Annotated in this window: 19 protein-coding genes; 10 read left to right on the forward strand and 9 right to left on the reverse strand. The window is 69.7% G+C overall.

Annotation, left to right across the window (positions count from 1 at the left end; translation table 11 throughout):
- Positions 1-104: 104 nt before the first annotated feature.
- A complete protein-coding gene (locus ABVB68_RS33340) occupies positions 105-623 on the forward strand; it encodes a DUF6314 family protein (RefSeq protein ID WP_353604930.1) in 519 nt (172 codons plus the stop codon).
- A 249-nt stretch (positions 624-872) separates the two neighbouring features.
- Here the strand turns inward: ABVB68_RS33340 and ABVB68_RS33345 are convergent, their stop codons facing one another.
- Both ABVB68_RS33345 and ABVB68_RS33350 read right to left on the reverse strand, forming a co-directional pair.
- Positions 873-1,466 (reverse strand): histidine phosphatase family protein, encoded by a 594-nt coding sequence (locus ABVB68_RS33345; protein WP_353604931.1) that lies wholly within the window; start codon positions 1,464-1,466, stop codon positions 873-875.
- 176 nt (positions 1,467-1,642) lie between these two features.
- Entirely contained in the window at positions 1,643-3,076 is a 1,434-nt protein-coding gene (locus ABVB68_RS33350; protein WP_353604932.1) for an aminotransferase-like domain-containing protein, read from the reverse strand.
- Between ABVB68_RS33350 and ABVB68_RS33355 the strand changes: the two genes are divergently transcribed.
- Together ABVB68_RS33355 and ABVB68_RS33360 are read left to right on the forward strand one after the other, a co-directional pair.
- On the forward strand, positions 3,075-3,998 hold the full coding sequence (locus ABVB68_RS33355) for a DMT family transporter (RefSeq protein ID WP_353604933.1): 924 nt from the start codon (positions 3,075-3,077) through the stop codon (positions 3,996-3,998). The genes ABVB68_RS33350 and ABVB68_RS33355 overlap by 2 nt on opposite strands.
- A gap of 19 nt (positions 3,999-4,017) precedes the next feature.
- A complete protein-coding gene (locus ABVB68_RS33360) occupies positions 4,018-4,218 on the forward strand; it encodes a DUF1918 domain-containing protein (RefSeq protein WP_353604934.1) in 201 nt (66 codons plus the stop codon).
- A gap of 4 nt (positions 4,219-4,222) precedes the next feature.
- Here the strand turns inward: ABVB68_RS33360 and ABVB68_RS33365 are convergent, their stop codons facing one another.
- A complete protein-coding gene (locus ABVB68_RS33365; RefSeq protein ID WP_353604935.1) occupies positions 4,223-5,473 on the reverse strand; it encodes a glycoside hydrolase family 10-like protein in 1,251 nt (416 codons plus the stop codon).
- Between the two features lie 189 nt (positions 5,474-5,662).
- On the opposite strand from ABVB68_RS33365, the gene ABVB68_RS33370 reads away from it, so the two are divergent.
- The 6 genes from ABVB68_RS33370 (at position 5,663) to ABVB68_RS33395 (ending at position 13,474) form a co-directional block, all read left to right on the forward strand.
- Positions 5,663-6,520, forward strand: coding sequence for a 3-hydroxybutyryl-CoA dehydrogenase (locus ABVB68_RS33370; protein WP_353604936.1), 858 nt, complete (start codon positions 5,663-5,665; stop codon positions 6,518-6,520).
- 1,453 nt (positions 6,521-7,973) lie between these two features.
- Positions 7,974-8,906, forward strand: coding sequence for a S8 family serine peptidase (locus ABVB68_RS33375; RefSeq protein ID WP_353604937.1), 933 nt, complete (start codon positions 7,974-7,976; stop codon positions 8,904-8,906).
- 93 nt (positions 8,907-8,999) lie between these two features.
- On the forward strand, positions 9,000-9,422 hold the full coding sequence (locus ABVB68_RS33380) for a hypothetical protein (RefSeq protein WP_353604938.1): 423 nt from the start codon (positions 9,000-9,002) through the stop codon (positions 9,420-9,422).
- Positions 9,423-9,477: 55 nt separating this feature from the next.
- A complete protein-coding gene (locus tag ABVB68_RS33385; protein WP_353604939.1) occupies positions 9,478-11,802 on the forward strand; it encodes a hypothetical protein in 2,325 nt (774 codons plus the stop codon).
- Between the two features lie 37 nt (positions 11,803-11,839).
- The gene (locus ABVB68_RS33390) at positions 11,840-12,931 is read left to right on the forward strand and encodes a hypothetical protein (protein ID WP_353604940.1); all 1,092 of its coding nucleotides are present in this window, start codon (positions 11,840-11,842) and stop codon (positions 12,929-12,931) included.
- 33 nt (positions 12,932-12,964) lie between these two features.
- Positions 12,965-13,474: a hypothetical protein gene (locus ABVB68_RS33395; protein WP_353604968.1), complete on the forward strand. Its 510-nt coding sequence runs from the start codon at positions 12,965-12,967 to the stop codon at positions 13,472-13,474.
- On the opposite strand, the gene ABVB68_RS33400 is transcribed toward ABVB68_RS33395, so the two are convergent.
- The 4 genes from ABVB68_RS33400 to ABVB68_RS33415 form a co-directional block, all read right to left on the reverse strand.
- A complete protein-coding gene (locus ABVB68_RS33400; RefSeq protein ID WP_353604941.1) occupies positions 13,464-13,604 on the reverse strand; it encodes a hypothetical protein in 141 nt (46 codons plus the stop codon). The two genes, ABVB68_RS33395 and ABVB68_RS33400, sit on opposite strands and share 11 nt — an antisense overlap.
- 36 nt (positions 13,605-13,640) lie before the next feature.
- Entirely contained in the window at positions 13,641-13,850 is a 210-nt protein-coding gene (locus ABVB68_RS33405; RefSeq protein WP_353604942.1) for a hypothetical protein, read from the reverse strand.
- Positions 13,851-14,099: 249 nt separating this feature from the next.
- Positions 14,100-14,654, reverse strand: coding sequence for a DUF2563 family protein (locus ABVB68_RS33410; RefSeq protein ID WP_353604943.1), 555 nt, complete (start codon positions 14,652-14,654; stop codon positions 14,100-14,102).
- A 46-nt stretch (positions 14,655-14,700) separates the two neighbouring features.
- A protein-coding gene (locus ABVB68_RS33415) for an IS5 family transposase (protein ID WP_503006453.1) occupies positions 14,701-15,518 on the reverse strand; the annotation gives its coding sequence in 2 pieces (ribosomal slippage) (positions 14,701-15,173 and positions 15,173-15,518; 819 coding nt in all).
- 543 nt (positions 15,519-16,061) lie between these two features.
- Between ABVB68_RS33415 and ABVB68_RS33420 the strand changes: the two genes are divergently transcribed.
- Positions 16,062-16,322, forward strand: coding sequence for a hypothetical protein (locus ABVB68_RS33420; RefSeq protein ID WP_353604946.1), 261 nt, complete (start codon positions 16,062-16,064; stop codon positions 16,320-16,322).
- Here the strand turns inward: ABVB68_RS33420 and ABVB68_RS33425 are convergent.
- Positions 16,319-16,855, reverse strand: a complete 537-nt coding sequence (locus ABVB68_RS33425; RefSeq protein ID WP_353604947.1) for an NUDIX hydrolase — start codon at positions 16,853-16,855, stop codon at positions 16,319-16,321. The two genes, ABVB68_RS33420 and ABVB68_RS33425, sit on opposite strands and share 4 nt — an antisense overlap.
- Before the next feature lie 66 nt (positions 16,856-16,921).
- A complete protein-coding gene (locus ABVB68_RS33430; RefSeq protein WP_353604948.1) occupies positions 16,922-18,262 on the reverse strand; it encodes an NsdA family TPR-like regulatory protein in 1,341 nt (446 codons plus the stop codon).
- Between the last annotated feature and the right edge of the window lie 198 nt (positions 18,263-18,460).

Here is an 18,460-nt window from a genome sequence, read left to right on the forward strand (position 1 = left end):
CTACGAACGCAAAGCCGAACACTTCCTGGCCTTCACCGCCATCGCCTGCAGCCTCATCTGCTACCGCAGACTCACCAAATGAGACGACGTCTAAGCTCGGCGTCATGGATGCACTGCCGCCCTGCCCCGACCACGACCGGTTCGCCGGCCGTCGCGTGGAGGGCGGGTGGTGGCCCGTGGCCGACGTGCTGGCCCATCTGGCGGGGCGCTGGCGGGTGCGCCGCAGCGTGCGCGACCTGCCGAGCGGGGACGAGGGGCACTTCGAGGGGGTCACCGTCTTCGGCCCGCTGGAGGGCGGCGGGCTGCTGCACGAGGAGTCCGGCGTCTTCACGTGGCAGGGCGTGGCGCGGCCCGCGACGCGGACGCTGCGCTTCCTGCCGGGCCCGGTGCCGGGAACGGCTGACGTGCGGTTCGCGGACGGGCGGCACTTCCACGCGCTGGACCTGTCGACGGGGCACCATGTCGCCGACCATCCCTGCGCGGCCGACCTCTACCGGGGCGAGTTCACCGTCCGGGACGCCGGCCACTGGCGCTCGGTGTGGCGGGTCCGGGGCCCGGCGAAGGATCTGCTCCTCACCACCGACTACACGCGCGACGAGTCCGGCCGGGCGCACGAGGACTGAGAGCCGGGGGGACCGGGCGCGCGGGGACTGAGAGCGGGGGGACCGGGCGCGCGAGGACTGAGAGCGGGGGGACCGGGCGCGCGAGGACTGAGAGCGAGGGGACCGGGCGCGCGAGGACGGGACCTGCAAGGACCGGGCGCGCCAGGTCCGGGCCCGCAGGGACCGGGCCCGAGAGGACCGGGCCCGAGAGGACCGGTCCCGAGGGGCCCGGGCGCGCTGCTGGGCCGGCCGGGCCCACGGGGAGACCGGCTAGGCGCGTGAGGGCTGGGCGCAGACACCGTCGAGACGGAGGTTCCAGCGGCCCGAGCGGCCGGTCACGGTGGTCGTCGACAACGGGCGCACGTCGATGTTCCAGTAGCTGGCGGGCGGAGCCTTCAGGGCGTAGACGAGAGCGGCGCGGATCACGGACGGCTCCGCGACCGCCACGATCCGGCCGGCGTCGTCCACCGGCCGGGTGTCGAGCCAGCCGCCCACCCGGGAGATGAAGGCCAGCAGGGACTCACCGCCGTGCGGGGTGGCACGCGGGTCGGTGAGCCAGGCGTCCACCGCCTCCGGCTCGCGGGCCATCGCCTCGCCCAGCGTCAGCCCGCGCCAGCGGCCCATGTCGCAGTCCCGCAGGGCGAGCTGGACCAGCGGGGCGTACCCCAGCGCGTCACCGGTGCCCCGGCTGCGCGGGGTCGGCGAGCAGTAGCGCAGTTCGGCCGCCGCCAGCGGGATCAGTTCCCCGGCGGCGCGCTGCACCTCGTCCCAGTCGGCCTGGTCCAGCGGCCGGTCGTCCTCGAACCGCTCGGCGAGCAGCGAGGAGCTGCGCGCGGCGGCGACGAACGTCACCCTCAGTGGCATGCGGTGATGGTGAGCCGCGACGGTACGCAGGTCAAGAGCCGCCGCCGGTGCGTCACCAACGGTGACCGGACGCTCACCCAGGGGGTCGATCATCACTGGTCAACCCGCCTCCCCCTGGGCACCCCGGCCGGTCGTGTACACCACCGCGGCCGGCGGGGACACCCGGGGCGCCCCGGCTACAGCACCTCGTCACAGGCGGCCCGCAGCCGCCGTACCCCCTCCGCGATCTCGCCCGTGCCGGCGACCGCCGCGAAGCTGAGCCGGAGGTGGGCGGCCGGGGGTTCGGCGCTGAAGTAGGGGCGGCCGGGGGTGAGGGCGACGCCCGCGCGCAGGGCGGCGGCGGCCAGTGCGGACTCGTCCGTGCCGTCAGGGAGGCGCAGCCAGAGGTGGTAGCCGCCGGAGGGGATGTGCGGGAGGGCGAGTTCCGGCAGCGATCCGGCGAGCGCGCCCGTCATGGCGTCGCGGCGCTCCTTCAGCCCGGCGGAGACCGCGCGCAGATGCCGGGGCCAGGCCGGTGAGCCGACGAGTTCCAGAGCGGCCTCCTGAAGCGGCCGGGGGACGAAGAAGCTGTCCACGACCTGGATGGCGCGCAGCCGTTCCAGCACCGGGCCGCGCGCTGCGAGGGCGCTCACCCGGAAGCTCGGCGAGGTCGCCTTGGTCAGCGAACCGACGTGGACGACCACGCCGTCCGGGTCGTCGGCGGCCAGCGGCCGGGGCAGCGGGCCGGCGTCGGCGTGCACCAGGCGCCGCACGAAGTCGTCCTCGACGACGAACGCGCCGGCCTCGCGCGCGATGCGCAGCACCTCGGCCCGCCGCCCGGGGGCGAGCACGGCGCCGGTCGGGTTCTGGAACAGGGGCTGGCAGACGAAGACCCGGGCGCCGCTGGCCCGGAAGGCGTCGGCGAGCAGGTCGGGGCGCACTCCGTCGGGGTCGACGGGCACCGGGACCGGGCGCACGCCGGCCGCGCGGGCGAGGGCCAGCATGCCCGGGTAGGTCGGCGACTCGACGAGGACCGGGGCGCCGGGCGGGGCGAGCGCGCGCAGGGCGGTGGCCAGCGCGGCCTGCCCGCCCGCCGCGATCAGCACCTCGGCCGCCGTGACGGCGCCGCCGATCCCGCGCGCGAACCACTCCCGCAGTTCCGCCAGCCCTTCCAGCGGAGGTCTCCCCCAGGCGCCCGGCCGCCGCCCGGCCCGGGCCAGGGCCGCCGCCATGGCCCGCTCCGGTTGCAGGGAGGGGTGCAGATAGCCGCCGTTGAACTCCAGCACTCCGGGCGGCGGCGCGGCGAGCGAGACCGTGACACCGGCGGCGTCCACGGTGCGGGGTACGAGTTCGGCGGCGGCGTCGGCGCTCAGTGCGACCTCCTGCCAGGAGGTGTCCCCGACGGGGACCTGAGCCGCGTACGGCCGGGCCCGGAACGCGCCCGCGCCGGGCCGGGTGACCACCAGCCCCTCGGCGGACAGCTGGGCGAGGGCCCGCGAGACGGTCACCGGGCTCACCCGGTACCGCTCGACCAGCGCCCGACTGGACGGCAGCTTTCCACCAGGTGAGTAGCGGTCCAGTTCCCGTCGGAGCTGTTCTGCCAATTCGCCCACGCTGCTACTCTGGTTCATGAGGACTGAGAGTAGCGCTACTGCCACAACCGCGATAGCGGTGACCGCTCCGGGGGAGCCTCCCCGGGAGCACCGGGCCCTCGGCACCGGGCTGGCCGCCCTCGGGGTCGCCTCCTTCTCGCTGACCTTCCCGGCCACGGCCTGGGGGCTGGAGAGCTTCGGGCCCTGGTCCCTGGTGGCCGTGCGCAGTGTCCTGGCCGCGCTGGTCGCCGGGGGCTGTCTGCTGGTGCTGCGCGTGCGGCCGCCGGAGCGGCGCCATCTGCCGGGGCTGGCGGTCGTCGCACTCGGCGTGGTGCTGGGCTTCCCGCTGCTGACCACGCTCGCCCTGCAGACCTCCACCACCGCGCACGCCGCCGTGGTGGTGGGTCTGCTGCCGCTGACCACGGCAGCCTGCTCCGCCCTGCGCACCGGCAGCCGGCCCTCCCGCCGGTTCTGGCTGGCGGCCGTGACCGGCGCGGTGGCCGTGCTCGGCTTCACGATCGCCCAGAGCGGCGGCGCCCTCACCGCCGCCGACGGCTTTCTCTTCGCGGCCCTGCTGGTGTGCGCGGCCGGGTACACCGAGGGCGGCCGGCTGGCCCGGGTCATGCCGGGCTGGCAGGTCATCGGCTGGGCGCTGGTGCTGTGCCTGCCGCTCAGCGTGCCGGCCGCCGCGGTGGCGCTGGCGTACGAGCCCGTGCATCCGACCGGACACGGCATCGCGGGTGTGCTGTGGGTGGCGCTGGGCTCGCAGTTCCTCGGCCTGGTCGTCTGGTACCGGGGAATGGCCGCCATCGGCGTCCCCCGGGCCAGCCAGTTGCAGTTGGCGCAGCCGCTGCTCACACTGGTGTGGTCGGCGCTGCTGCTGGGCGAGCACTTCACGGCCGCCGCTCCCCTGACGGCCGTGGCCGTACTCGTGTGTATCGCCGTCACCCAGCGGTCGTGATCGTGAGGAGGGCCCGCAGATGCGCGCAATCAAGGGCGACCGGCTAGTCCAGCACGGCAGAGTGGTCGGTCAGCACGACCAGGTCTCGGAAGTGGTCGAAGTACTGGGGCAGGAGGGCAACCCGCCCTACCGCGTGCGGTTCCAGGACGGACACGAGAGGATCATGTGCCCCGGGCCCGACTGCCAGGTGAAGCACCACCAGGAGGAGCGAGGGCGGTAGGGGGTCAGCGCGGCGGTTTCGCCGGTCGTCCGTAGTGATCGGCGACCACGCGCCCCATCGCCCCGATCGGGTCGGCCGCCACGTCCTTGGCGGCGAAGAAGACATGCCCCCGCACCTGCGGGTGGCGGGCGGCCAGGGTGAGGTGCCGGGACAGCTCGACCGGGTCCTGCCATGCGGAGGGCTGCCCGGCGGCACCCGCCTTGTACAGGGCCTCGCCGAGGTACAGGTGTGTCCTGGTGCCCTCGGCGACCCCTGCCCACCAGGCGGCCAGTTCCGCGTAGTCGGCGGCGGCATTGCCGATGTGCCAGTACAGCTGCGGGGCCACGTAGTCGATCCAGTGGTTCCTGACCCACTTGCGGGTGTCCGCGTACAGGTCGTCGTACGTCTGGATGCCCGCCCGCGTGTCCGAGCCGCGGGAGTCCGTCGAGGCGTTGCGCCACACCCCGAAGGGGCTGATGCCGAACCGGGTGCCGGGCCGGACCCGCTGGACGCCGGTGGCCGTCTCCCGCACCAGCCTGTCGATGTTGTCCCGCCGCCAGGCGGCCCGGCCCGTGAAGGCGCCACCGTAGCGGTCGTAGGCGTCGTCGTCGTCGAAGGTCTGTCCGGCGACCGGGTAGGGGTAGAAGTAGTCGTCGAAGTGGACGGCGTCGACCGGGTAGCGGGCGACCGCGTCGAGCATCGCCCGCTGGACGAAGGAGCGGACCTCGGGCAGACCGGGGTTGTAGAAGAGCCGCCCGCCGTAGCGCACCACCCAGCCGGGGTGTCTGCGCGCGGGGTGCCAGGCGGCCAGCCGGTCCGGATCGGTGTGGTTGGCGATCCGGTACGGATTGAACCAGGCGTGCAGCTCAAGCCCGCGGGCGTGCGCCTCTTCCACGGCGGTGCCGAGCGGGTCCCAGCCGGGATCCCGGCCCTGGGTTCCGGTGAGATACTCGGACCACGGCTCGTACGGCGACGGCCACAGGGCGTCCGCGGTGGGCCGGACCTGGAAGATCACCGTGTTCAGCCGGTCGCGCACCGCCTTGTCGAGATGGGCGATCAGCTCCTTGCGCTGGGCGGCCGCCGTGAGGCCGGGCCGGGAGGGCCAGTCCCGGTTGACGACGGTCGCCAGCCACATGCCCCGCATCTCGGTGCCCGCACGGGGTGCGGCCCCGGCCGCCGCCACGTCGGCACGGGAAGCGGTGCCGGCCGCCGCCGCGCCCCCGACCGCCGTGACCGGCACCGACAGGGCAGCCAGCGTGAAGGCCCGCCGAGACATCCGTACCGTACGCGCCACCGCAGGCCCCCATACGCTCCGGATCCGCTCCATCACGGATCGTTTCGCGCCCAAGGATGCCCCGACCCGGGCGATCGATCATCGATACTTGGCGGTAACGTGCACGATCGGAGCAGGCGCCCCAACCCGGAGGTCTGCCAGCGAGCCGGAGAACCCAGCGAAGGGAACGATGTGACCGACATCGAACGCGTCGGAGTCGTGGGCTGCGGCCAGATGGGCGCGGGCATCGCCGAGGTGTGCGCCCGCGCGGGACTGGACGTGAAGGTCGCCGAGACCACCGGCGAGGCCCTGGAGATCGGCCGTACCCGGCTGTTCAGCTCCCTGGCCAAGGCCGCGGAGCGCGGCAAGATCACGGAGGAGGAGCGGGAGGCCACCCAGGCGCGCCTGAGCTTCACCACCGACCTGGGCGAGTTCGCCGACCGTGACCTCGTGATCGAGGCCGTCGTGGAGAACGAGCAGGTCAAGACGGAGATCTTCCAGGTGCTGGACCAGGTGGTGACCCGCCCGGACGCGATCCTCGCCTCCAACACCTCCTCCATCCCGCTGGTGAAGCTGGCCGTCACCACCTCCCGCCCGGACCACGTGGTCGGCATCCACTTCTTCAACCCCGCTCCGGTGCAGCAGCTGGTCGAGCTGATCCCGGCGCTCACCACCTCCGAGGGCACCCTCAGCCGCGCCCAGGTCTTCGCCGAGAAGGTGCTCGGCAAGCACGCCATCCGCGCCCAGGACCGCTCCGGATTCGTCGTCAACGCGCTGCTGGTGCCCTACCTGCTGTCCGCGATCCGGATGTTCGAGTCGGGCATCGCGAGCCGCGAGGACATCGACAACGGCATGGAGATGGGCTGCGCCCACCCGATGGGCCCGCTCAAGCTCTCCGACCTGATCGGTCTGGACACCATCGTCTCCATCGCCAACTCGATGTACGCCGAGTACAAGGAGCCGCTGTACGCCGCTCCCCCGCTGCTGCAGCGCATGGTGGAGGCGGGCCGGCTGGGGCGGAAGACCTCTTCCGGCTTCTACACGTACTAGCGAGTGCGGCGACGCCGCCGAGTGGCGCTGTTCCAGGACGAGTTCACCCGGGCCGGCGCCCATGGCGGCGTTGCCGTGGACTGCCTCTCGCGGCACCCGCCCCGCCCTCGTCCGCGCCTCCTCGCCCCGCCCGTGTGGACGGCACGGGGATACGGCCTGGTGAGCGGCATCGACCGACAGCGAACCAGCCCTGACCTGAGGATTTGCGCCTTTCGAAGCTGCCAGAGCCTTTCCCGCTCACTCAGCGGAAAATCCCCTGGAAAGTCCCTGGTTCGGAGCGGCCCACCCAACGCTACAGAGGTCCTCCTCGCCATCTGGCCGGACCTCCACCCAGATGAATCCTGGAGGTCAACCCGTCGCGGGACCGCCGCTCCCCGGCACACGTGACACCCACAGCGCGCGGGCGAACCTGGACGCGGCGACGGCGGCGCACAACGACCCGGAGGCCGCCACCGTCAGCGCCAAGTCCAAGGCCGAGTTGGAGGCACTGGCCGTAAGCAAGGAGAGGGCGCGTCTGGAAGCCGCGGCGCAGATGCGGAAGCTGGGCCAGTCGTACTCGCATTCGGCCACGCAGATGGATGCGCTGGAGAGGCCCAAGTTTCCACCGCCGCCGAAGGCGCTTCAACCGAAGGCACGGACAGTCGATGAAAACGAAATCGTCGCGAGCGGGGGAAGCGGGGCTGGGACGTCCTCATCTGGAGGTCCAGCACCCACGCTGACGGGAGTGGGAGGAAGGCACCAGACGGTTCCCGGAGTCCATGAGGTCGGAGCTGTCGCAGCCAGTGCTTCCGATACGCGGGACGGTACCGGCCGTGAGACGGTCCACCAGCCCTTGCCTGAGGTCCCAGACCACGTAGGCACGAAAATCGACGATACGGTGGTTTCGCCACCGCACCCGACCACACCGACGGCTCCGGGCCCGGTCGACGGGCCGTCAGGGGGCCGGGCTGGAGGCGGAACGCCGCCGCCTGTAGGGCCTCCTCCGCTGCCGTCAGGCCGCGCTTTCGACCCGTCAGTGAGCCCTGGAGGCACGGGGCGTGCGGTGACGGGCGGCCGTCCGATGCCCATGCCACGACAGGAGATCTCGAAACCAACGCCGACACGTGCACCAGCCACTGGCGGCACGACCAGAGGCCCCGTGGGCCCGGCGCAGCCGGTGACGGGAGGCCGTACAACTGCGATGCCCGGGCGAGCGTTCCCTGGTGAGGCGCCCGGACGTGCGCCCGTCAGCAAGGGCATCGTCGGTGGTCGCCCGACTGCACCCACCACGGGGCAGCCGGCCGGCAGGTTGCCGCGGGGTGCCGTCGTGGGCGGCGAGACACCCGTATCCGGCACGACCGGGCGTGGGTCCGCCGGTCGGACTATGGGCGCAGCTCCCAGAGGGGCGAACCCCGCCCAGGGGCCAGTCTCGGCCGAGCGGCGAGGTGGGTTCCCGCCTGCCGAGAAGGGCATCGTGGGAGGTCGCCCGCAACAGCAGGCGCCTTCGACCGGCCGGCCGGGCACCGGCAAGGCGAACGGCGGTAACGGCACCTTCGGTCTCGCACCTGGCGCCAAGATCCTTCCGATCCGCGTGCCGGACCGAGGCTTGGACTCCGACAGGTACACCGATGAGTTCAGCAACGTAGTGAGCCGGGGGATCCGGTACGCCGTCGACTCCGGCGCCCAGGTCATCAACATCTCCATGAGGGCGTACAAAGGCTCTGCCGAACTCACTGCTGCCGTGAAGTACGCCCTGAACAAGGGAGCACTGATCTTCGCCGGATCCGGTAATGACGGCACCTCGGAAGTCGAATTCCCCGCAGGGACTCCCGGGATGGTGGCGGTGGGCGCCGTAGGCCGTGACCTCCGCAGGACGAAGGAATCCCAGTACGGTCCACAGACCGACATCGCCGCCCCCGGTGACGAGATGTACCACGCGTGCCCGAACGGCAAGGGCCTCTGCCGCTCCCGTGGCACCAGCGACGCCACCGCCCTCGCGTCTGCCAGCGCCGCCCTCATCTGGTCCAAGCACCCGACCTGGACCAACAACCAGGTCCTCCGCGTCATGCTCAACACAGCTGGCGCCCCCACAGACGGCGCCAAGCGCAACGACTCCATCGGCTACGGCATCGTGCGGCCGCGCATCGCCCTGGAGAACCCCGGTGATCCCGGACCGGCCGATACCTACCCGCTGCCGGACATCTCAGCCGCATCCTCCGCGTCGCCCTCTCCCGGCACTGCCGGTCCCAAGGACTCCGCCTCGCAGGGGAAGGATGGCAAAGCGGCGGCCGAAGCTTCCTCCGACAAGGGCGGGAGCCACACGCTGTGGATCGCACTGGGCATCGGAACTGCGGTACTCATCGGCGGATTTGTCGCGGCTGTTGTCACAAGGAAGCGTCGCCCCTGAGAAGCACGAGTGCGGCGGTTAGCCTGGCAGGCGCACGCCAACCGAGGTGTAACGGGGAGAGAGTTTATGTCCGAGTCGGCAGGAGATCGGCACATGGCGCACGGTCATGCCACGCACCCAGTGGGTATGCGGCTCAATCACCTGCAGGACATCCCGGGTGGCGGTGGGCCCGACCTCGCGCACTCTCCGGACGAGAAGAAGGCCGCAGCGGACACTCTCCGCAAGGACATCGAACCGGATGCCAGAAAGGCCGGGCAGCAGGCGGACGACGAGACGGGTGCCGTGGTGAAGGCGTTCGACGCCAAGGACGGACACGGCTGGCTCACGTCCACTGCCGTGCGCAAGGCGCACAAGACCTGGGGCGAACAGGTCCAGAACTTCCTGAACCGGCTGGCAGGGGATGAATCAGCCCTCCGGAACAACAACACCGTGTTGACCGGAACGGACACAGGAGTGGCCGGTACCGCGCGCAAGGTATCCGTGCTCGACACGTACTCACCGCCGCCGAAGCACTGACAGACAGCCGAGCTGTCTCGCACGCCACCGAATTCACTGCTTCCAACGGGGACCCATGCCGACCTACCACGAGATCCTGACGACCGACCTGTCCACGCTCGCCACGGCCGCCGAACGCTGGGACGGCATGGCAAATGACTTCAACAAGCAGGAGACCGCGTACCGGCGGGACGTCCACGGCATCACCCTGCTCCCGACGTTCGCGGGCGAGAGCCGGCAGGCCGCCAACGCGCGCTTCGGCGTCAGGCTCACGGAGTTCCAGAGCGCCCAGACCGAGGCCAAGGCGATCGCCTCGCTCCTCCGTGAAGCGCACACCCAGTTCGTGGACCTGCGCAAGAAGCTGGAGTCGGCCCGCGACGATGCGATCGCCAAGGGCATGAAGGTGTCGGACCAGGGCGTGGTCTCGTACGACACCGGGAAGCTCAGCGCGGGGGAACGGCAGGAGATGGCGCACGACCCCGACTCTCAGGAAAGCGTCCGCAAGTCCGTCGCCTCCTGGCAAGCCCGCATCGAGCAGTGCGTGAAGGCCGTGGACGACGCCGACAAGGGAGTCGAGGTCGCTTTCACCGCCGTCGTGAAAGGCCCCGACATGGGCGACGGCACGGTCCCCGGCTTCAACGGCAAGGCCCAGGGCGACATCGACACGTACGAGGCCCAGGAGGCAGACGACATCGCCCGACGGGTCGCCAAGGGCGAGAAGGTTTCCGCCGCCGACCTCGCCGAACTGCGCCGCACTTTCCGGGACAACAAAGGCGACAAGACATTCAGCCAGACCTTCCTGGACGGGCTGGGGCCGGACGGAACGCTCAAGTTCACGAACAATCTAGAAGACCTTGCGTACTTTGACGACACCAGGAACAGGAACACCTACCTCGAAATCAATGGCGGCCTTGCGGACTCCCTGGCGGTCGCCACACGGGTGCCGGACTTCAAGGACGCCGAGGGCAGACACCTCCGCTTCGGGACCGCCGCGTACAACGAGGCGGTCCAGGCCTGGACGAAGACCGATAACGCTCGGTTCTACAACAAGTGGCGTGCGGCGCTACGTGAACACGGCGACGACAAATACGCCCTCGAAGTAGCGGGAGAGAAGATCCCCGTCGGGTACGGGCAGGGCCAGAAGATACGCGGCTACCAAAGCCTCGCCACGCTCATGCAGCAGGGGCACGGCTACTCGTCCCAGTTTGTCGCGGACGTCGCTGACGACATGATCGCCACGGAGAAGAAGGACCCCAATATTTGGGATCTCTACGGCAAGTTCAGCACCAAGGACGGCGACGGCTGGTTCGCGAACGACCCCGTCGACGGCGCCCTTGAGGTCATGTCGCGCAATCCGGAAGGGGCGACCGGCTATCTCGACCCCGGCACCGCCGCCGGCAAGGAACGCTTGGACTACCTCCTCGGCCACCGGAACTGGAACATCATCCACACCACGCACGAGGGCGCCAAGACCGACTATGTGGGGCCCGACGTGGAGGACAGTGACGCCCGCAAGGGCTTCGGCGATGCCTTGGAGGCCGCGACGACCGGCCAGGCGCCGGGCGGCTGTCATCCGGTCGGTCGGCACACCGAGCCGCAGGCCCGCATCCTGCAACACACCATCGACACACTGAACTCGGCGAACCAGGCGAAGAAACTCCCGACGAACCTTACGCTTCCGCTGGCGCACATCCTGACGGCATACACGCCGGACACCCATGAGATCAACGCGCAGTCGGATTCCCGTTTTGAGCTTCCTCCGGGCAACACAGGCTCGGCCTGGAGCGACAAGAACGGAGCACACATCACTGTTGCGCGGGACTCCCTTACCAAGCTCATGCGCGGAATAGCCAATGATCCCACGGCGTTCGGACATGTCTACGCCGCGGAGCAGCACCACGCTCACGATCTATTGGCCGTTCTTCCACAGGATGCCAGCAAGACGGTGATCAGTAATCGCATCACCGACTGTTCGCGGGCCATGGGCACGTATGACGGCGTCCGCGCCGACATCATCTTCGGTGAACGCTTCAACAAGACGCAGTGGGCTGCCGACTTCAACCACGGCCTCAGCAGCTCGCTCAGTACCGCACTGATGTTCAAGCCGAAGAACGCCGAATTCCTCGGGCCGGCCGGGGATGTGGCTTCAAGGGCTCTCGATCTGTACACGTACGAATCGAACAAGGAACACGTGGCCGAAGCGAACCTCAAGGCCACGGAAGACAACGTCAAACTCTACGCAGCTGGACAGCACGACGTGGAGAACATGGTCAGGATGTGGGCCCAGAGCCGCGGCAACGACATCAACAGCGACTGGACGAAGCAATACGTCCACGTTGGCCAGCAGGACTACAACTACGGCCGTGACCGGGCGCTCGACGTTCTCCGAGCCGACCGGTGACGCCGAAGGGTGACACCGCCCGAACGGGAAGAGCACGATGAAGATCTTTACAAACCGCAGGCAGCGCCGGGTCGGCTGGTCCGTGGGCGGCATCCTGCTGACGCTGTACATCGTGGCGCAGACGCTCTACAGCACTGGCGTCTACGCGTCCTGGCGGGATCAACAGTCCCTGGACTCGGCATGCGACGGCACCCTGGCTCAGGGCGGCCTCGGCGACGCGCTGAATTCCTCGCATGTGCGTGCCAGAGCCTCCGACGACTCGGAGTACCTAGCGGCCTGCCTGCTCAACAGGCCCGACACGGGTCGGCATGGCGGCGCTCTCCAGCTCATGCTCCGCTGGAGCGACCAGTCGGCCACATCCGAGGCCCTCGCACCGTTCAGCAAGCACGCCAACGGACTCCAGGGGCAGGCGGCGCCACTCGGCAACGGCTGGCCGGGCTACGTCCGGTACGACGGGGCAGCGCAAGTCATGGTCGCCCTGGACTGTCAGAACAACAAGAACAGGGCTCTCGTGGCATACGGCGACCTCATCCAGTGGCCGGACGATGTCAAGACGACGGGACCCGTGCTCACCGGGCTGGGCAGAGTGACGACGGAAACCGCACAGAAGGCGGCTGCCAAGTACGGGTGCCGGGCGCAGGGCGGCAGGCAGCTGACCCACGTCTCGCTCCCGTCCCCGAACGGGAAGACAACCCCTCGGCAACTTGCACAGGCCCAGGGCTCCTGCGTCGCGCTGCGCGGACTCGCCGGCCAGGCGTCCGACGCCGGGACGCCCGACTTCGTCGAGTACCCTACTGACGCACACACGCCGCAGGCCAACTGCTATCTGTACACCCCGGCAGGGAAGCCGGGTTACGGCCTGTATGCGTACTACGGTGCCGTCGCCAAGGACTTTGAATCGGTCAATGTGGCTAACCGTAGTGACGACTACGCCCTGGCCACCGCCAGGTGCCCTCAGTCGGATCAGGAGGCGGTATTCGCGCTCTACCATCTCTACGACCGGGACACCGACAGCTACCCCGTCCGCCATTACTCGGGGTCGTTCGCCAAATCCGCATTGAAGGCATTCGCCGAGCACGAGGCAGAGCAGCGCGGCTGTACCGACGTGAGGATGATGTCCCGATCATGAGGCGTTGCCAGGCCTTCATAGGTGGTTGATCTGATGGGCTTTTTCGATGTGTTCACCGGCACCCAGCACCCGAAAGGCGGCGTTGCACCGCGGTCAGCCGAGGAAGTCCAGGCGGCACTGCTCGAAGTCAACGGGCCGGACGTGCCCTATGTCGTGCGTAATGGTGCTGCTGAGGGTGCCGGACTGGTGGCGGAATGGCGTATCCGGGATCCGGCCTGGCACGCCTTCTTTGCCCGGACCCAGGTGAGCCGGACTCTTCAGATCAGGATGCGCCTGGTCCCGGAGAGCCGCGAAGTCCGCGCTCTCGACCGCGAGTGGGAAGTCACCTGGATCGGAAGTACGCCCCGGTTGGCGCTGCCGGCAGAGCAGTCCCGCGGGCAGGTGAAGACGGTCTCCCGGCGCTGGACGGTCGAGCGGGGGGCCGACGGCCGCCTCCAGAAGACAGAGGAGTTCCTCTTCGATTCCGCCGAGCTGAAGGCACCCCTGCAGGAGGCCGTCCTCGGCGCGGGGTGGACATGGCGCGGGGTCCTGTTCAAACTGTGATCGCCCCTGCCTGCAACTCGGCCTGTCCCCGCCAAGCCTGACCGGGCCGGAGCCCGGCCGCGGCCCATCGCGGGGCGAAGTCCGTCAGAACACCGAGCTTGACGGTGACCACGTCCTGATAGCTGAGCATGCCCATGCTTCTCCCCGTCCCCGTGTCCCCGTTTTCCTAGACCTCGTGCCCCTGGTGGGGCCCGGCTTTGATCTGCGCCGTCCGGCTGGCGACGCCGTAGTCGACGTACTGGAGATGCTCATGGCTCCCCTCCAGCGCCGCCCGGTCCTGCTCCAGGCGCGCCTTCAGGTTCTTGACCTGCAACTCCCATTCCGTATGGGCGTCCTTCAGCCCGGAACCGGTCTGCCAGCCGCTGAACTCCCGCACGGCTGCTCCTGAGGATCATCGGCGTGACTGCCTGCCTTGTCCGTTCCCTGCGGTATCTCACCCTGCAAGGCCTTGACTGCGGCGTCGTTCCCCGCCTTGTTCGTCTTCAGATCAGGGGTGCCCCCGGCGCCGCCTCCTCCCGCACCCGCGGCGCTGTCCAGCTGCATCCCGTTCTCCCGACGGGCCAGCGCATCGGCCTTCAACTGCTCCCACTCGTCCCACGCCATCTCAGGGCCTCCCCCCCGGGCATCACAGGCCACCCGTCTGCGAGTCCGACGTGGAACCGTGTCCGCCATGGCCGGACGCATCCGCCCCGCCGTGAGCGTGTCCCTTTGATCCCGGCCCGGCCCCATCGACAGCCAGTTTGTCGGCTTCCACACGGATGCGGTGCAGGCGATCGCGAACGTCGGCGTCGAGGTTGTGATAGTTACTCTTCGACGCGTCGACCGTGACCATCAGCCCCTCGATCTGCAGAGCCAGCACCTTGGAAAGGCGCTCCAGCTGGGAATGCACCTGGCTGTAGGCACCGTGGAGCGCGTCTGCTTCGTCGAAGCTACCCAACCGCCCTGCCGACAGCGTGCCGTCCGCAATCCTGTGCGGGGCAGCCTTCGACTTCTCCAGCCGAGTCAGAAGGTCGTTCACCCGGTCCTTGAAGGCCGTCAGCGTCTCGCCCTCGACCCTAAGTTGCCGGGCCATGACGGCACCGGCACCTGCGATCGGCGCGACACCCGACGCGGCCAGCGCGCCGGCCGCCGATTCCAGCGCAGCCGCAGCTGCCTGCGGATCCCCCGTGTCGTCCGCCATCGAGTCCTCCCCGTGCTGCCAGCCCCTCAGCAGTCCCTTAGAGGTCCTAACAAAGGCGTTGAATGTGTCGGTGAGTGATCAGGCAGGTGGCGAGGCCGAGGAAGGCCTCGTGGATGTCGTCGCGCCGCTCCCAGCGGATCCGCAGGCGACGGAATCCGTGCAGCCACGCGATAGTGCGCTCGACGACCCAGCGGAAAACGCCCAGACCAGAGCCGTGTTCTATGCCTCGCTCCGCGATGACCGGGCGGATACCCCGCTGCCACAGCAGGCGCCGGTATTTGTCGTGGTCGTAGCCGCGGTCGGCAAGCAGGGCGTCAGGTCGATGTCTGGGCCGGCCGACGACGCCGGCAACCGCCGGAATCTTGTCGAGCAGGGGCAGCAACTGAGTGACGTCGTTGCGGTTTCCGCCGGTCAGCGACACCGCGAGCGGGATGCCCTGGCCGTCGGTGAGGACGTGGTGCTTGCTACCCGGCCGTGCGCGGTCGACCGGGCTGGGACCGCTTTTGGGCCCCGTCGAGCAGCCCGGACGTGGGAGGAGTCGATCACCGCCCGCGACCAGTCCAGCTTCTTCGCCGCCCGCAGCTTCTTCAGGAGCACCAGGTGCAGTTCGTCCCACACGCCGGCCTCGTTCCACGCGGCCAGCCGCCGCCAGCAGGTCATGCCAGAGCCAAAGCCCAGCTCCTGCGGCAGGTACTCCCACTGGATGCCCGTGTGCAGGACGAACAGGATCCCGCACAGCGCCTGCCGGTCCGGGACTCGCGGTCTACCCTCGACCAGCTTCGGACCTGGCACGGGCAGCAACGGCTCGATGAGCGACCACAGTTCGTCCGAAACGATCCAGGGCCGCGACTGACGTTTCCCCACGATCGAACCAACGACCAGCCACGCCGAACGTCACATGATCAACGGCTTCTGTTAGGACCTCTTAGCCACTCGCTCGCGGCGCCCCTGCCATCACCATCCGTAACACAGGCAACCCAGGCACGATAGTCGTGATCTTGCCTGGTCACGGAATTTTGACGCCGCCCACGGCCCGCGACTGACCGGAAAGTGACCATGCCGTACGTCACGGGCCACATCGCTGAATCCGTCTGACTCCTCGTTGCATCCAGAACCGGGGCAGGGGCGGCGTCCGCCGTCAGACGCGGGGGCGTCTCGCGAATGGCTGGAAGGGAAGGAGCCCCGGTCGCACTCATCTCTACACCTACGGCTGATTACGAAGTGCGACGCTTCGAGGGCCCGGCACCGGTTTCGGTGCCGGGCCCGTCTGTTTCACACACCGTGTGCGCGCCGGGCACGCATATGCCCATCGCACACGCTCCCCACGCGCCCACCAGGCGAGTTGACTCTTCATGCGCATGCAAGGGATGCGGAACCACACCTACCATCACCGAAGGGAGCGGACACGTGACCGCCGATCCGGAGCATCCCGTGATCCGAGGAGAACTCGCAGAGTTACGGCGCCGCCTCGACGTGGCCTACGCCCGCGTCGAGGGAGGGCTGGCCCTGCTCAGCCACCGCACCGAGGAGACCGCGAAGGAACTGGACGAGCTGAACAGCCGCATGCTCTCCCTCGAACACGCCCGCTGGCCGCTGCGCTCACTCGCCGCGCTCACGGCGCTGGGCGCGCTCGTCGTCACGGTCTGGCAGGCGCTGGCGGCCCACTAGCCCTCCGCGAGCCTGAGATGGTGCAGCAGGAGTAACGCGGCCGCCATGTTGGCGGCCGGGACCTCCCCGCGGGCGATCAGGTCGGGGACGAGTTTGAGCGGGACCCATTCCCGGCGGTCCGACTCGAAGTCGTCCACGGGATGCCCGGTGTACTCGCCCCGGTCGGACCAGTAGATGTGGTGCCGGGCGTCCGTGAGGCCGTTGGACGGCTCCACGCTCATGAGGTGGTGCAGGGGTCCCGGCCGCCAGCCGGTCTCCTCCTCCAGTTCCCTGGCGGCCGCACTCGCGATGTCCTCGCCGTCCTCGACGACGCCCGCGGCCAGCTCCCATCCCCAGCTGTCGGTGATGAAGCGGTGCCGCCACAGGAGCAGGACCTCGTTGGCCTCGTTGACGACCGTGGCCACGGCCACCGGCCGCAGCCGGATCAGGAAGTGGTCGAGGTGCCGGCCGTCCGGCAACTCGACATCCGCGAGATTGACGCTGAACCAGCGGTTCGCATACACAGTTTGTTCGTTCTGTTTCGTCCACTGCACGGTTCTGCCACCTTCCGCCGAGTAAGTGGCAATATCGCAGCAGAGACGGTCCTCCCTACAGTGGGCCTACAGCGGTACGCGCAGCGCACCGTCGATGAGTTCCGCGGCCTCGGCGGTGCCGGCCGAGCCGCAGCGCACCAGATGCTCGCGTACCGCGCGCAGTCTGTCGCGCAGCCGCTGGGACTCCATCCCGCGCGCCTGCTCGGCCATCTGCACGGCGGTGACCACTGCCTTCTCGGCATTGCCCTGGCGCAGTTCGATGGTGCTGAGCATGGCGAGCCGGTGCACCCGCCCCCGGTCGTGCGCCGGATTGTCCACGGCGGCGGCCGCGTGGTCCCGGGCGGCCGCCAGTTCCCCGAGACTGAGCAGCGCCTCGGCCACCTGGACGTTGACCAGCCCGGGCTGCACATATCCCGTCTCGTCGGGCTCGTGTCCGCGCCGGATGCGGTCGGCGGCGGTCTCGGCGCGCCGTATGCAGGACAGGGCGCCGGCCGAATCGCCGAGGTGGGCGTACGCCTTGGCCTGCATCGCGTAGAGGTCGGAGGCGAGCGCCGGTGTGATGTGCTTGCCGGCGGCGCGCAGCGCGGCCTCGGCGAAGGCGACGGCCTGCCGGTACTCCCGCATGAACAGCGCCTGGTTGACCAGCAGCGCTATCACGTACGCGCCGAGTCCGCGGTCGCCGCTGGCCTTTGCCAGTCTGAGCGCCTGGTGGAAGTAGCGCTGGGCGAGTCCGTGCGCGTCGGAGTCGTAGGCGCAGATGCCGGCGATCGCCACCAATCCGCCCGTGGCGCGGTGCAGTTGGCGTCCCGTGGCGTCGGTGTAGCTGCCGCGCAGCAGCGGTGCGGCCTCGGCGTTGAGGAAACCGACGATCCGCGTCCGGGTCGCGACGCCGCCCGCCTTGCGGTACATCTGCTCGTAGTGCGCACGGGCGGCGCGCAGCATCTCGAGGTCGGCCGTGGTCACCCGGTGTCTGCCGCCGCGCGAGACGTCGACGTCCTCGGGTGGGTTCTCCCACTCCCAGACGGGCATGACGGCTGGGGTCCCGGTGACGGCCGGGGCCCCGAGCACGTGAGGCCGCTGCTGTTCGTCGGAGCGCCACAGGGCGGTGGCCCGCTCCACGAATCCGCCGAGGGATCCGGAGGGCGCGGTAGCCGGCTCGCCCGGCACTCCGAGACCGATGTCGTCCAGGGTCACCGGCCGGTGCAGCCGCCCGGCCAGCACCTCGCAGATCAGGTCGGGCACCTGGCCGCGGGGGCGCTGGCCCTTCAGCCAGCGTGCCACGGCGGTGTGTTCGTAGCGGAGCGCGAGGCCCCGTCGGCGGCCCGCCTGATTGACGTGGGCGGCGAGACCGGCGTGAGAGATCCCCGCCTCGTCCAGGATGGCGTCGAGAAGAGTGTTGGGCTGCATGGGATGCCCTCGAGTGGCCTGGGTGCGATCAGCGTAGTGCGTCCGCTTTCACACGGGGTGTGAACGGAACACGCGCATCCGGTGGGTACGCGTGCTGTCGCGGTACGTGTCCGGTTCGGTTGACTGAGGTGCCTCGCAAGAGGCCGGCCGGGCCGCCGGTTCCCCCTCGAATCGCGGCGGCCCGGCTGGAGGTTCGGG

Source organism: Streptomyces sp. NPDC096012 (assembly GCF_040426375.1).
Taxonomy (GTDB): Bacteria; Actinomycetota; Actinomycetes; order Streptomycetales; family Streptomycetaceae; genus Streptomyces.

Excerpts from the sequence above, each read along its gene's own strand:
- ABVB68_RS33360 (WP_353604934.1), top strand. The coding sequence starts at position 4,018 with ATGCGCGCAATCAAGGGCGACCGGCTAGTCCAGCACGGCAGAGTGGTC.
- ABVB68_RS33430 (WP_353604948.1), bottom strand. The coding sequence starts at position 18,262 with ATGCAGCCCAACACTCTTCTCGACGCCATCCTGGACGAGGCGGGGATC.
- ABVB68_RS33410 (WP_353604943.1), bottom strand. The coding sequence starts at position 14,654 with ATGGCGGACGACACGGGGGATCCGCAGGCAGCTGCGGCTGCGCTGGAA.
- ABVB68_RS33345 (WP_353604931.1), bottom strand. The coding sequence starts at position 1,466 with ATGCCACTGAGGGTGACGTTCGTCGCCGCCGCGCGCAGCTCCTCGCTG.
- ABVB68_RS33340 (WP_353604930.1), top strand. The coding sequence starts at position 105 with ATGGATGCACTGCCGCCCTGCCCCGACCACGACCGGTTCGCCGGCCGT.
- ABVB68_RS33365 (WP_353604935.1), bottom strand. The coding sequence starts at position 5,473 with ATGTCTCGGCGGGCCTTCACGCTGGCTGCCCTGTCGGTGCCGGTCACG.
- ABVB68_RS33385 (WP_353604939.1), top strand. The coding sequence starts at position 9,478 with ATGCCGACCTACCACGAGATCCTGACGACCGACCTGTCCACGCTCGCC.
- ABVB68_RS33350 (WP_353604932.1), bottom strand. The coding sequence starts at position 3,076 with ATGAACCAGAGTAGCAGCGTGGGCGAATTGGCAGAACAGCTCCGACGG.
- ABVB68_RS33380 (WP_353604938.1), top strand. The coding sequence starts at position 9,000 with ATGGCGCACGGTCATGCCACGCACCCAGTGGGTATGCGGCTCAATCAC.
- ABVB68_RS33400 (WP_353604941.1), bottom strand. The coding sequence starts at position 13,604 with ATGCTCAGCTATCAGGACGTGGTCACCGTCAAGCTCGGTGTTCTGACG.
- ABVB68_RS33355 (WP_353604933.1), top strand. The coding sequence starts at position 3,075 with ATGAGGACTGAGAGTAGCGCTACTGCCACAACCGCGATAGCGGTGACC.
- ABVB68_RS33390 (WP_353604940.1), top strand. The coding sequence starts at position 11,840 with ATGAAGATCTTTACAAACCGCAGGCAGCGCCGGGTCGGCTGGTCCGTG.
- ABVB68_RS33395 (WP_353604968.1), top strand. The coding sequence starts at position 12,965 with ATGGGCTTTTTCGATGTGTTCACCGGCACCCAGCACCCGAAAGGCGGC.